Origin of the sequence: Arthrobacter sp. FB24 (assembly GCF_000196235.1) — a bacterium.
In the GTDB taxonomy this organism is placed as follows: domain Bacteria; phylum Actinomycetota; class Actinomycetes; order Actinomycetales; family Micrococcaceae; genus Arthrobacter.
The window spans coordinates 960,498-973,198 of the sequence record NC_008541.1 but is presented as its reverse complement, the minus strand read 5'-3'; the positions used below and the strand labels follow the sequence as shown (position 1 = coordinate 973,198).

General features: G+C 67.0%; 9 protein-coding genes. 2 read left to right on the top strand and 7 right to left on the bottom strand.

The genetic code is table 11. The features are described from left to right. Positions 1-35: 35 nt before the first annotated feature. Together ARTH_RS04580 and ARTH_RS04575 are read right to left on the bottom strand one after the other, a co-directional pair. Positions 36-1,865 (bottom strand): gamma-glutamyltransferase family protein, encoded by a 1,830-nt coding sequence (locus ARTH_RS04580; RefSeq protein ID WP_043429431.1) that lies wholly within the window; start codon positions 1,863-1,865, stop codon positions 36-38. 63 nt (positions 1,866-1,928) lie between these two features. Next, on the bottom strand, positions 1,929-4,451 hold the full coding sequence (locus ARTH_RS04575; RefSeq protein WP_156810612.1) for a Tex-like N-terminal domain-containing protein: 2,523 nt from the start codon (positions 4,449-4,451) through the stop codon (positions 1,929-1,931). 205 nt (positions 4,452-4,656) lie between these two features. On the opposite strand from ARTH_RS04575, the gene ARTH_RS04570 reads away from it, so the two are divergent. Beyond that, complete coding sequence (locus ARTH_RS04570) at positions 4,657-4,953, top strand: hypothetical protein (RefSeq protein WP_011690759.1); 297 nt, start codon at positions 4,657-4,659, stop codon at positions 4,951-4,953. Between the two features lie 45 nt (positions 4,954-4,998). Here ARTH_RS04570 and ARTH_RS04565 read toward each other — a convergent pair whose 3' ends face one another. Genes ARTH_RS04565 through ARTH_RS04555 form a run of 3 tightly spaced genes read right to left on the bottom strand, consistent with a single transcriptional unit; the run spans position 4,999 to position 6,546 of the window. Further along, entirely contained in the window at positions 4,999-5,388 is a 390-nt protein-coding gene (locus ARTH_RS04565; RefSeq protein ID WP_011690758.1) for a hypothetical protein, read from the bottom strand. A 32-nt stretch (positions 5,389-5,420) separates the two neighbouring features. Next, on the bottom strand, positions 5,421-5,951 hold the full coding sequence (locus tag ARTH_RS04560; protein WP_011690757.1) for a nucleoside deaminase: 531 nt from the start codon (positions 5,949-5,951) through the stop codon (positions 5,421-5,423). Continuing rightward, entirely contained in the window at positions 5,941-6,546 is a 606-nt protein-coding gene (locus ARTH_RS04555) for an SOUL family heme-binding protein (protein WP_011690756.1), read from the bottom strand. The genes ARTH_RS04560 and ARTH_RS04555 overlap by 11 nt, the downstream gene beginning before the upstream one ends. Positions 6,547-6,742: 196 nt before the next feature. Between ARTH_RS04555 and ARTH_RS04550 the strand changes: the two genes are divergently transcribed. Further along, entirely contained in the window at positions 6,743-10,390 is a 3,648-nt protein-coding gene (locus ARTH_RS04550) for a TM0106 family RecB-like putative nuclease (RefSeq protein WP_011690755.1), read from the top strand. 33 nt (positions 10,391-10,423) lie between these two features. On the opposite strand, the gene ARTH_RS04545 is transcribed toward ARTH_RS04550, so the two are convergent. Both ARTH_RS04545 and ARTH_RS04540 read right to left on the bottom strand, forming a co-directional pair. Further along, positions 10,424-11,263, bottom strand: a complete 840-nt coding sequence (locus ARTH_RS04545; protein ID WP_011690754.1) for a triose-phosphate isomerase family protein — start codon at positions 11,261-11,263, stop codon at positions 10,424-10,426. Between the two features lie 50 nt (positions 11,264-11,313). After that, a complete protein-coding gene (locus tag ARTH_RS04540) occupies positions 11,314-12,663 on the bottom strand; it encodes an MFS transporter (RefSeq protein WP_011690753.1) in 1,350 nt (449 codons plus the stop codon). Between the last annotated feature and the right edge of the window lie 38 nt (positions 12,664-12,701).

The following is a 12,701-nucleotide window of genomic DNA, read 5'->3' as shown; positions in this document are numbered from 1 at the left end:
GCGGCTCGAGCGGTCATTCGTTAGGGCGGAAGCCCCTACCGCCCTGCCGCGTACCCCTGCGCGCCGCGCGGGTTCGCCGCGGCCTGCAGGACGCCCGTCAGGGGATCACGGACGACGGCGGACAACCGTCCCAGCGTCCAGTCACCGGCCCACGTGATCCGGTGGCCGCGGCGTTCCAGGCCTGCAATGACGTCCTCCCCCAGCCTGCCCTCCACCACTGCCCCGCCGGGCTCCCAGGTGCGGGGCCAGAACGACCCCGGCATCGACGTCGTATGGAACGTCGGGGCGTCGATGGCCTGTTGTGGAGTGTAGCCGCCCACTATGGTCCGCAGCAGGTACGGGAGCTGCCACTGGTCCTGCTGGTCGCCGCCGGGCGAGCCCAGCGCTGTTACAGCCGTGCCGTTGCGCAGCACAAGGGTGGGCGTCAGGGTGGTGCGGGGACGCTTCCCGGGGGTCAGCGTGGACGGTGTTCCAGGTTCGAGCCAGGTCATCTGCAGCCGGGTTCCCAGGCAGAAACCCAGCTCGGGGATCGCCGGGGAAGACTGCAGCCAGCCGCCGGAAGGAGTCGCCGAGATCATGTTGCCCCACCGGTCCACCACGTCGATGTGGCACGTGTCGCCGCGCGTCTCGCCGGTTGCCAGTACCGTCGGTTCACCCACGCCGGCGCCAGCAGTCCCGCGAAGGGCCGGCCCGTCGTCGTTCGCGCGCGCCGGCGGCACGTACTCGGTCCGCAACGGCGGGACAAACGGTTCGTATCCCGGAACCCGGCCCGGCCGGAACTCATGCGATGCCCGCTCCATGATCATTTGCCGTCGCTCGGCGGCGTAGCCGGCGGACAGCAGGTGGTCGAGCGGCACGTCAGTGTCGCCGTAGTAGGCCTCCCGGTCGGCGAGCGCCAATTTCTGGGCTTCCAGGATGGTGTGCACGCCCAGTTCGGTGGACGGATCAAGGTACTCGTCCGCGAAACCGTCAAGGATCGCAAGGGTCTGCAGGAGCGCCGGACCCTGGCCCCACGGACCCGTCTTGGCGATGGTGTGTCCCCTGAACTCAACGGTGGCTGCGGCTTCGTAGCCCGCTTCGAATCCCCCGACGTCATCCATTGCCAGCACTCCGCGGTGGTCAGTCCCGGACGAATGGCGGTGCGGCGCCTGCACGGACTGCACCATGGCCTCCGCTACAAAGCCCCCGCGCCATTCCCGGCGTGCGGCGTCGATACGCGCTTCCCGCGTGGACCCCGCGGCTCCCGCCTCCACCAGCCGTTCAAGGGTGCGCGCGTACGCCGGATTCCGGACCAGTTCCCCCTCAGAGGGAATTCTGCCCCCGGGCATCCACAGCTCGGCCGAAGTGGGCCAGTGCTCTGTGAACAGCTCCGAAACTGACGCGATGGTTGCGCCGACCCTTCCCAGCATCGGGTGGCCATCGCGCGCATATCCGACCGCATACTCGAGCACCGCCTGCAACTCCCACGTTCCGTGGTCGCGCAGCAGGAGGAGCCAGGCGTCGACGGCGGCAGGCACTGCCGCCGCCAGGGCTCCTGAACCCGGCACCAGCTCCAGGCCTTCCGAGCGATAATGCCCGGGCGTCGCTCCGGCGGGGGCCGGCCCCTGACCCATCAGGACCACCGGTTTGCCTGGTTCCCCGGCCGTAACAAACACTCCGGTCATGTCCCCGCCCGGACCGTTCAGGTGCGGCTCGACCACGTGGAGGACAAACGCCCCGGCGGTGGCGGCGTCGAACGCGTTTCCGCCTCGTTCCAGCACGGACTGGGCGGTTGCGGTGGCGAGCCAGTGCGTGGAGGCACTCATTCCGAAGGTTCCCCGGAGGGTGGGGCGCGTGGTGAACGGATCGGGCCGGGTGAAAGTCATGGGGACCACTGTAGCCACAGCCGGGCGCGGTGTGACGGATTAGCAGCGGCGCCGGGTTGGCGGTTACTTGCCCAGGCCGGCCTTCCGCAGTGCCTCAGCCATGGCGGTGTTGACCGGTGCGGGCTTGGGCGGGGGCGTCCGCTTGGCTTCGGAACGGCCGTTCCGCGGCTGGTTTCCGTCACTCCCCGCCTGGCGGCCCTCACTCCCCTGCCGGGGTGCGGCGGGTGCCTGCCGGGATGCGCCGCTCCCCTGCCGCCCGGCAGCAGCGGGCCGGGCGCCAGAACCAGCGGGCCGGGCGCCAGAACCAGCGGGCCGGGCGCCGCCGGCAGCCGTGCGGCCACCGGCAGGTGCCGGTTCGTCGTCGAGCCTCAGCGTCAGCGAAATTCGCTTCCGCTCCGGGTCGGCCTCAAGAACCTTCACCCGCACCACCTGGCCGGACTTCACCACTTCGCGCGGATCGGAGACGAAGCGGTTAGCCAGCGCGGAAACGTGCACCAGTCCGTCCTGGTGCACCCCGACATCCACGAACGCCCCGAATGCGGCCACATTGGTGACGGTTCCCTCCAGGATCATCCCGGGACGGAGGTCTGAGATCTTCTCGATCCCTTCCGAGAACTTGGCGGCCGCAAACGCCGGCCGCGGGTCACGGCCGGGCTTTTCCAGCTCGGAAATGATGTCCTGCACCGTGGGAAGTCCGAAGGCGCCCTCCACGAAATCCTGCGGGTTGAGCGACGCGAGGCTGCCCGCACCGGAGCCGCTCAGACCTGCCTTCCCGGCAGTTGACTTTCCGCCTGCTGCAGCGAGGATCTTCCGCGCCACCGGGTAGGCCTCCGGGTGCACGCTGGACGCGTCCAGCGGCTCTGCTCCGCCGGTGATCCGCAGGAAGCCCGCGCACTGTTCGAACGCCTTGGCACCCAGCCGGGGCACCTTCTTCAGCTCGCTGCGCTTGGCGAATGGTCCGTGCTCGTTCCGGTACGCCACGATGTTCTCGCTCAGCAGGGGTCCGACGCCGGCCACCCGGCTCAGCAGGGCGGGCGACGCCGTGTTCACGTCCACGCCGACGGCGTTCACGCAGTCCTCCACCACGGCGTCCAGGCTGCGGTCCAGCTTCGCGGCCGTGACGTCGTGCTGGTACTGCCCGACGCCGATCGACTTCGGCTCGATCTTAACCAGCTCGGCGAGCGGATCCTGCAGGCGCCGGGCGATGGACACCGCGCCGCGCAGGGAGACGTCCATGCCGGGTAGCTCGGCCGCGGCAAGCGCCGACGCCGAATAAACCGAGGCGCCGGCTTCGGATACCACGAGCTTTTCCGGCGCCCGGTTTCCGGCGCCGGCCTGCGCCGGGGCCGACTCCGCGGACAGCTTCTTAATCAGCTCGAGGGCAAGTTTGTCGGTCTCGCGTGAGGCCGTCCCGTTGCCGATCGCCACCAGCTCGACGGCGTGCTGCCGCGACAGCCGCACGAGCGTTGCCAGGGCCTCATCCCACTTCCGCGCCGGGGCGTGCGGGTACACGGTGTCAGTGGCAACTACCTTGCCCGTCCCGTCCACCACGGCCACCTTCACGCCGGTGCGCAGGCCCGGGTCGAGTCCGAGGGTGGCACGGTTGCCCGCGGGGGCCGCCAGCAGCACGTCGCGGAGGTTGGCGGCGAAAACCCGCACCGCCTCGTCCTCGGCTGCGGCGAACATCCGCCCGCGCAGATCGGCGGTCAGCCGGGCCAGCACCCGCGACCGCCACGCCACCTGCGCGGTCTGCAGCAGCCACTCATCGGCGGGCCGGCCGCGGTCCGCAACCCCGAGGAACCTGGCCACGGCGGATTCGTACCGTCCGCGGGCGGCGGCCAGGGCGTCGTCGTCGTTCGGTTCAGCCTCGGCGAGGTCCAGCTCCAGCACCCCGTCTTTTTCCCCGCGGAGCAGCGCCAGGACGCGGTGCGACGGCATCCCGGACGGCACCTGCGAAAACTCGAAGTAGTCCTTGAACTTCTGTCCTTCGACCTCCTGGCCCTTCTTCACGCGGGACACCATGCGGCCCTGCGTCCAGAGCCGTTCGCGCAGAGTCGCGGCCAGGTCAGGGTCCTGCGCCACACGCTCCACCAGTATGGACCGGGCGCCGGCGAGTGCTGCCGCGGCGTCGTCGATGGAATGTTCAGCGTTCAGGTACTTGGCGGCCTCGCGCTCAGGGTCCAGTTCCGGCCGCTTAAGCAGTGTGTCGGCGAGCGGCTCGAGGCCCGCCTCACGGGCGATCTGCGCTTTGGTGCGGCGCTTGGTTTTGAAAGGAAGGTAAATGTCTTCCAGGCGGGATTTGGTATCGGCGCCGACGACGGCGGCCTGCAGTTCCGGTGTCAGCTTGCCTTGCGCCGCTATCGCCTCAAGGACCGTCCGACGGCGGTCCTCCAGTTCGCGGAGGTACCGGAGGCGCTCCTCGAGCTCGCGGAGCTGGGTGTCGTCCAAGGTCCCGGTGGCTTCCTTGCGGTACCGGGCGATGAACGGAACGGTCGAACCGCCGTCGAGGAGGTCCACCGCAGCTTTCACCTGCCACGCCTTGACGCCCAGTTCGTCAGCGATCTGGGCCGCGATGTGGTCTGCCATGGAGTCAGCAGTCTCGGCGGGGGACGGGCAAGGGCGCTGCGGGATGTGGTTCACCCAGAACATTTTGCCTTACCGGAACCGACACTGTGCGGCAGCGTCATCCCGGACCTGCTCCGAACCGGCCAAAACTGGGGCTATCCACAAGGGGAAAGAAGTGATGTAGTGGCAGTTGGGGGAGCCCGGCGATCTACGGAGGCGGTCCACGATGCAGGAGTTGCTCATCATCCTTCAGGGCGGCTTTAAGGAGGACAACGTCACGGTTTTCGTCAACGGCAAACAGGCGAGGCGCGACACCGAGCTCTCCACCAATCCGCTGCTTGGCATAGCGGAGGAGGTCGCGATCGAGCTGCCGGCGCGCGGGGCCACCATCGGCGTTGACGTCACCAGCCGGGGCCTGTCCGGGGGCGTGAAACTCAGTGGCAAACCCAAGAGCCTCCTGGTGTCCATCGAAAACGGCAAACTGCTGGTGCGTGAAGGCACCGGCCGGGAGGCCTTCCTATAAACGAGGGCTGCCGTGGCTGCAGTCCCTCGACAGCGAAGGTGTTGATCAGCGGGCGGCCCGCCCGGTCAGCAAAACCGTCTGCCCCCGCGCCCTCGCGGCGAGGAAGTTCCGCCGGTGCAGCGCGACCGCCAGGAGAATCAGCGGCACGTGAATGGCCGGGAGGTTCCTCGCGAACCACTTGGGCAGGTAAATATCCGTCACCGAGCCGGTCTCGTCGCCAAGCTTCCTGGCCACGGCGGTCAGCGGGCAGTGGAACCCGTAGGCGGCAAAAATGAGGGTCTCACCGGCCACAACGGACGCAGCCACCCCGGCACGCCTGTCCGTGCGCCCGCGGATTCCCGCGTACACGAGGTAGACCATGCAGGCTTCGATCAGGAACCAGGCCAGCGTGTGAAACGATTTCACTGCCATCAGGGCCATGCGGTCTCGGTCCATGTCTCCGCCTCTTACCGGAATTCCGTCTCGCCCTATTTCCCCGGAACGCGGGCAGCGTCCGCGGGCGCGTCCTCGGCGATGTCCTCGGCCCACAGTTCCGGGTAGTCGCGTTGGAACGTGAGCATCATGTCCACGCAGCGCTGGTCGTCCAACACCAGCACTTCAACACCCCGCGAGCGCAGGAGCTCGAATTCGCCGGGGAACGTCCTGGCCTCCCCCACCACCACCCGCGGAATCTTGAACTGGATGATCGTCCCGGTGCACATCGCGCACGGCGCCAGGGTGGTGTACAGCGTCGTGTCGCGGTAACTCTTCTGGCGCCCGGCAGCACGGAGCGCGGCCATCTCGCCATGGGCGATGGGATCTCCATGCTGTACCCGCTCGTTGTGGCCGCTGGCGATCAGCTCGTTCCCCCTCGCGAGGGCGGCCCCGATGGGGATGCCGCCTTCACTGAGGCTCTGCTCCGCTGCCCGGACAGCTGCTTCGAAGGCTGCCTCATCGTAGGCGGCGCCGGCTGAGGCGGCTGTCCCGGTGGCGGTGTGGTCACCTGGTTTATTGCTCATGCGGCCCTCCCCTGTGGCCGGCGAGTCCCGCCGACTCCTCGATATCCTGGACCACTTCATTCTTCCTGAGGAACCAGGGTTTGAACGGCGGGTCGAAGCGTGCGAACCGCGGCGCTCCGACTGGCTTGAGGCCGGCTTGAGCCAGGGCTTCCTGCAGGACACTGTTCCGCTTCTCGAACGCAGCTTCGGTCCCCCTGCCGGAAAATCCCAGAACGGCAGCCACCGAGCCGGGCACGGCCCGGATTTCCACTTGTGGATTATTCGGAACGGGAGCTGTTGCCGCCGTGATGCTGGCGGGAAGAACGAACGCAACAACGAATTCGCTGTCGCCGAGGGCACCGCTCTGGACCACCGGCGTCGTCATTGCCAGTTTCCGCGATGGTGCAGGACTTTGCAGGACCGGGGCGGTCATGGACACGGACTCGCGTGCGGTGTTGTTGCCGCTGATGTATCCGAAAAGAAGCCGAAAAGCGGCGTTACCGGCGCTGTCAAAGGGCGCCTTCACCTTCACTTCGGCGACAGCGTGCCCAGGGTAACGGCGCACTTCAAAATCCGGAAACCGTTGGACGACGTCAAAAGGCTGCTGTTCAGTCATGTTCCTCAGACCTTACGCCGACCGTGCCTGCCCGGGCCAGAGGCTGGCGGCAGCGGCCGAGCCGATCGGGCACAGCCCAAGCCAAATTGTCGGGGCGCTTTGATAGCTTGGCAATAGGACATCAACGGCAAGCCAGCGGCAACACACAACAATCGTCACCAACAACCGGCACCAACATCTACGGCAATGAGGCGCAGTGTTTCTTCTTGAACCGGAAGTACCGGACCTGGCGCAGGACCTCGTCTACTCCGCGAGCGATCTGGTGATCGCTGCAACGTGTGAGTATCAGTTGCTGCGCAAACTGGACGAAAAACTGGGCCGCTCCCCCAAAGCCGAGTTCGAGCCCGACGAGATGCTGGCGCGCACAGCGAAACTCGGGGACGTTCACGAGCACAAAGTCCTGGACAACTTCCTTGACGAATTCGGGCCGTGGGATCCCGCCACCGGCCGCGGCGTGTACGACGTCGCGGCAGCCACCGCCATGGACCGCGCCACCCTGCAGGCCAAGCATGCCGAATCCATCGACGCGCTGCGGGCCGGGGCGGACGTTGTTTTCCAGGCCGCCTTCTTCGACGGCCTCTTCCACGGCCGTTCCGACTTCCTGGTCAAACAGGACGACGGCAGATACGCCGTGTACGACACCAAACTGGCGCGCCATGCCAAAGTGACGGCGCTGCTCCAGCTTGCCGCATACGGAGACCAGCTGCTTCACGCCGGAATCGAACCTGCCCCCGCCGTCACCCTGGTCCTGGGTGCCACAGAAGAAACGGCCGGCGGCGGCTTCGACTATGTCCGGAGCAGCCACAAGCTGGCGGACATCCTCCCCGTCTTCCGCGAGCGGCGGGACAGGTTCCTGGCCCTCACGGCCGGCCATCGGAACCAGCCCGACACCGTCGGCTGGGGCACGCCCGGTGTTGTTGCCTGCGGCCGCTGCGACTACTGCCAGGAACAGGTCAAAGCTACGGACGATCTCCTCCTGGTGGCGCGGATGAACTCGGCGCAGCGAAAAAAACTACACGAGCAGGGGATTTTCACCGTCAAGCAGTTGGCCGACGCAACGTTGCCCGGCGCCAGCCCCTCCCTGTTGCGGATGCAGGACCAGGCCCGGATGCAGAGCAACGCGGGGACGGCAGAGGGGTCCGTCAGCTACGTCAAGGACGGCGAACAGCACAGCATCAGCTACCGGGTTATCCCGGAACACACCCTGGCAGAACTGCCGCCGCCGAGCCCCGGAGACATCTTCTTCGACTTCGAAGGGGATCCGCTGTGGCAGGACAGCGCCACCGGGATATGGGGCCTGGAGTATTTGTTCGGGGTTATTGAAGCTCCCACGGAACCGGGCCGCCGGACCGTGTTTAAACCGTTTTGGGCGCACAACCGCGCTGCTGAAAAGCAGGCCTTCCTCGATTTCCTGGACTACGTGGAGAACAGGCGGCGCCGGTACCCTGACATGCACGTGTACCACTACGCCGCCTACGAAAAGACCGCCCTCCGCAAACTCTCTGTCATGCATGTCGCGGGAGAGGACACCGTGGACACGTGGCTGCGGGACGGGCTCCTCGTGGACCTGTACCAGACCGTGCGGAACAGCATCCGGATCTCCGAGAACTCGTACAGCATCAAGAAACTCGAGCCGCTCTACATGGGCAGCAACCTCCGCTCCGGTGACGTGAAGGACGCGGGGGCCTCGGTGGTGGCGTATGCAGATTACTGCGAGGCGCGTGACGCCGGTCTTGCCGATGACGCAGCGGCCATCCTTGCCGGCATCTCGGACTATAACGAATACGACTGTCTCTCCACGCTGGAGCTCCGCGACTGGCTGCTGCGGTTGGCCGCCGAGCGCGGAATCGGCGCAGCGCCTGAAGCACAGGGACCTGGAGGAAATTTAGGCAGGGCGGCACCTGATTCCAGCGACGGCGCCGCGCTCCGGCGTTCCGAACTCGCCATCAGGGCTTTCCTGGACCGGGCGGCGGAATTCCGCACCTCCGGTAAGGAGTTCGGCAGCCCGGAGGCCGACGTTCAAGCGGTCGCCATGGTGGAGGCGGCCGTGAGCTACCACCGCCGTGAGCGCAAGGCCTTTTGGTGGGCCCACTTTGACCGCTGCGAGAGCGGACCTGACACCCACCAGCAGGACCGCAATGTCTTCCTCGTCGAGGAGGCCCGCATCCTCGACGACTGGCACAGGGTAGGCACCAGGCTCCCCGAGCGCAGGGTACAGCTGACCGGCACAGTCAGCGCCGGCTCGGACCTCCGGGAAGGCAGCAAATGGTTCCGGATGTATGACCGTCCATTGCCCGCGGGGCTCGAGGGCACCGGCAGCGACGGCTCGGGCCGTAACGGGTGGTTCGGGACCGAGGTCCTGGAGCTCGGCCACGAGGACGGCAGGGATACCGTGGTGATCCGGGACCGGCTGCACCGGAAGATCGAACCGCATAACAGCATGCCCATCGCGCTCACCGAGGACCAGCCTGTTGCCACCAAGAGCCTGGAGGAGGCGCTGGCCATGCTGGCTGACCAGGTCGCCGCCGGCCTTCCCGACGCTTCCGCGGAGCCTCCGGGAGAGCCTGTCTTCCGGAAGCACCCGGCATTGGACCTGGTGCGCCGGGTTCCGCCGCGGCTGGTGACAAGCGGACCCCTCCCCGAGCCTGCGGGCGGCGCGGACCGCTTCATCGACGCGATCACGGCAGCCGTCGCCGCCCTCGACCACTCGTACCTCGCGGTCCAGGGACCGCCAGGCACCGGCAAGACGCACGTCGGTTCACATGTCATTGCGCGGCTCGTGGCCCGGGGCTGGAAGGTGGGCGTCGTCGCCCAGTCGCACGCGGTGGTGGAGAACCTCCTCTGCACCGCCGTGGAAAAAGCGGGAGTGGACCCGCGGAGGGTTGCCAAGGACGTCAAGCACGACGGTTCCCTGCCGTGGGACCACCGGGCTGCCGCCGACGTGGACCGGCTGCTCAGTTCTCCGGGCGGCGCCCTGGTGGGTGGCACGGCCTGGACCATGACAGGCTCCACCGTTCCTGCCGGGTCCCTGGATCTTCTGGTGATCGACGAGGCCGGGCAGTTCTCCCTCGCCAACACACTGGCTGTCGCCCAGGCAAGCCCGCGGCTGCTGTTGCTCGGCGATCCGCAGCAGCTTCCCCAGGTCAGCCAGGGCACCCACCCGGAGCCGGTCAACGAGTCCGCCCTGGGCTGGATCTCTGCGGGGCATGCCACACTTCCGCCTGAGCTCGGCTATTTCCTGGCGGACACGTGGCGCATGGCGTCGCCGCTGTGCGCTGCCGTTTCGGAGCTTTCCTATGAGGGCAGGCTGCAATCCGCCAGCGCCGCCGACCTGCGGTTCCTGGCGGGCGTCCCTGCCGGAATCGAAACCGTGTTGGTTGCGCACAGCGGGAACATCACGTCGTCCCCGGAGGAAGCCGCTGAAGTGGTGCACCAGGTCGGCAGGCACTTGAGCCTGACCTGGCACGATGAAACCGGGGACCGCCCGCTGGGGCCGGAGGACATCCTGGTGGTTGCGGCCTACAACGCGCAGGTGAACCTGATCAGGGACGTCCTCGACGCCGCCGGCCACCTGGCGGTCCGCGTGGGCACCGTGGACAAGTTCCAGGGCCAGGAGGCTGCTGTGGTGATTGTATCCATGGCCTGTTCGGCGGTGGCCGAGGCTCCGCGGGGCATGGAATTCCTGCTCTCCCGGAACCGGATCAACGTGGCGGTGTCCCGCGGCAAATGGCGCGCCGTAGTGGTGCGGGCACCGGAACTGACCAACTACCTGCCCGCACATCCCGAAGGCCTCGAACAGCTGGGCGGATTTATCGGGCTCTGCCAGCGGTCGGTGACAGGGTAGGGACCATCAGCAGTGTCTCCCCCAGCCAGTGCATCACCCAGCCAGCGCCTCGTCCAGAACCGCGCCGAAGTTCCCGGCGTCGTGTGCGAAGCGGCCCAGGAACAAACCGGAAACGCCGCCCAATTCGGGCAGCAGCCCCGGCTTGGCTGAGCCGCCGTAGATGACGGGAAGCTCCCGCAACCCGTGCGCGGCGAGCAGGCCGCGGAGGTGATTGACGACGTCGGACACATAACCGGGATCCGCCGGTTCGGCGGCGCCGATGGCCCAGACGGGCTCGTAAGCGATGATGAGGCGCGAGGCCAGTTCCCAGTCGCCCCCAACGGCAGCCTCGATCTGCCCTTGTACAAAGGCTGCGGCGTTCCGGGTAGCAATGGCGGCGTCGCCGTCGGACGCGTCCCCCACGGAGGCCTCGCCGACGCACAGCAGGGGCGTCAGCCCGGCGTCGTCCGCGGCCCGGACCTTGAGCGCCACCATGGAGTCGGTTTCGCCGAGGTGCGCGCGGCGTTCGGCGTGGCCGATCTCCACCAGGCGCACACCGAGCTCGGCGAGCATGGACGGGGCCACCTCGCCGGTCCACGGGCCCTCGGCCCAGCCGCAGTTCTGCGCGCCGAGCAGCATTGGCGAACCCGTAAGAAGAGCGGCGGCCGCCGGCAGCACCGGGAAGGACGGGATCACAAACGGGACAACCCGCCCGGCCGCGAGGGCCGGACGGGAGTCCACTTCGTGCCGCAGGCGCTCCAGCCAGTCCAGGGTGTCCCGGTAGCCCAGGTACATCTTGGTGCTGACGCCGACATAGATGACGGAGTCACTGACACAGTCAATAACGCTGTCATTGACGGTGTCCGTGGCGTGGCTGGCTGAAGCGTGCTGCATCTGTGTTGCTTTCTTGCTGGTGTATTTTCTGCTGGCGACAGAATCCGGATTTACTTCTCGAGAAGTTCGTCCGCCTTGTTCTGGAACCTCTTGGTCGCGAACATCATCGCGGCCGCCAGGAAAGGCAGGACGCCGAGGGCGTAGACGCCCATGGTTCCGGTGTCGGACGCCGTGACCTGGTTGACCGTGGTGCGCAGGATCGGGGCCACGAAGCCGCCCAGGTTGCCCAGCGAGTTGATCAGGCCAATGCCCGCCGCGGCGGCCGTTCCGGTGAGGAACGCCGTCGGGTAGGACCACGCGATGGGCCCGATCGACAGGAAGCTGCACACCGCCAGGGTGATGAAGATGATGCCCAATGCCGGGATATGGTTGGCGCCGGCCCACGCCGAGCCGAAGATGCAAAGCCCGGTGGAGATGAACAGCCCCGTGCCCCACACCCGGCGGCGGACGATGGTGTTGGCTGCCTTGCCGATGAAGTAGCAGGCGAAGATGCCGAAGAACCACGGGATGGCCGCCAGCAGGCCCACGGCGAAGCCGACTTTCTGGCCGGTCAGCTGCGCAACCTGCTGCGGCAGGTAGAACGTCACGCCGTATACCGCCACCTGGAGACAGAAGTAGATGACCGTGAAGTACCAGACCTTGCGGTTCTTCATGGCGGCGAGCACACCACGGGGGCCGGTTTCTTCCTTGACGGTGTCCTCCAGCGCCATGACGTCCAGCAGCGCCTTCTTTTCGCCGGGGTTCAGGAACTTAGCGTCCTGCGGGCTGTTGATCAGGAAGAAGTACGCGGCAACGCCGGCCAGGACTGCGAGCATGCCTTCGACGAAGAACATGACCTGCCAGCCGGCCACGCCGGGAACCTGGTCGCCGATGTTGATCAGCCAGCCGGATAGCGGTGCGCCCATCATCTGCGAAAACGGCTGTGCCAGGTAGAAGATGGCGAACATCTTGACCCGGACCTTGTTCGGGAACCACGCCGCCAGGAACATGATGACGCCCGGGAACAGGCCCGCCTCAGTGACACCCAGCAGGAAGCGCAGGATGATGAACGAGGTCTCGCCCTGGACGAAGGCGAAGCACGCGGAGACGATGCCCCAGGTGATGGCGATGCGGGCCAGCCACACCTTGGCGCCGAACTTGGTCAGGAGCAGGTTGCTGGGGATTTCGAACAGTGCGTAGCCGATGAAGAAGATGCCGGCGCCCAGGGCGTAGGCCCCGGCGGTGACTCCGCGGTCCACTCCGAGCGCTGCTTCAGCGAAGCCAACGTTGGTGCGGTCCAGGAAAGCCACCACATACAGGATGACCAGCATCGGCATCAGCCGGAACGAGGCCTTGGAAATCGCCGACTTAAGGACCGGCGAATCCAGGAGCTCCTTGGTTGAAGTTGCTGTTAAGGACATCAAAACTCCTCTTTGAGTAAATCAGTTGCGAACGAAGC

Bases quoted from the DNA above. Each gene is read 5' to 3' on its own strand.
- ARTH_RS04580 (WP_043429431.1), bottom strand. From the start codon at position 1,865: ATGACTTTCACCCGGCCCGATCCGTTCACCACGCGCCCCACCCTCCGG.
- ARTH_RS04575 (WP_156810612.1), bottom strand. From the start codon at position 4,451: ATGGCAGACCACATCGCGGCCCAGATCGCTGACGAACTGGGCGTCAAG.
- ARTH_RS04570 (WP_011690759.1), top strand. From the start codon at position 4,657: ATGCAGGAGTTGCTCATCATCCTTCAGGGCGGCTTTAAGGAGGACAAC.
- ARTH_RS04565 (WP_011690758.1), bottom strand. From the start codon at position 5,388: ATGGACCGAGACCGCATGGCCCTGATGGCAGTGAAATCGTTTCACACG.
- ARTH_RS04560 (WP_011690757.1), bottom strand. From the start codon at position 5,951: ATGAGCAATAAACCAGGTGACCACACCGCCACCGGGACAGCCGCCTCA.
- ARTH_RS04555 (WP_011690756.1), bottom strand. From the start codon at position 6,546: ATGACTGAACAGCAGCCTTTTGACGTCGTCCAACGGTTTCCGGATTTT.
- ARTH_RS04545 (WP_011690754.1), bottom strand. From the start codon at position 11,263: ATGCAGCACGCTTCAGCCAGCCACGCCACGGACACCGTCAATGACAGC.
- ARTH_RS04540 (WP_011690753.1), bottom strand. From the start codon at position 12,663: ATGTCCTTAACAGCAACTTCAACCAAGGAGCTCCTGGATTCGCCGGTC.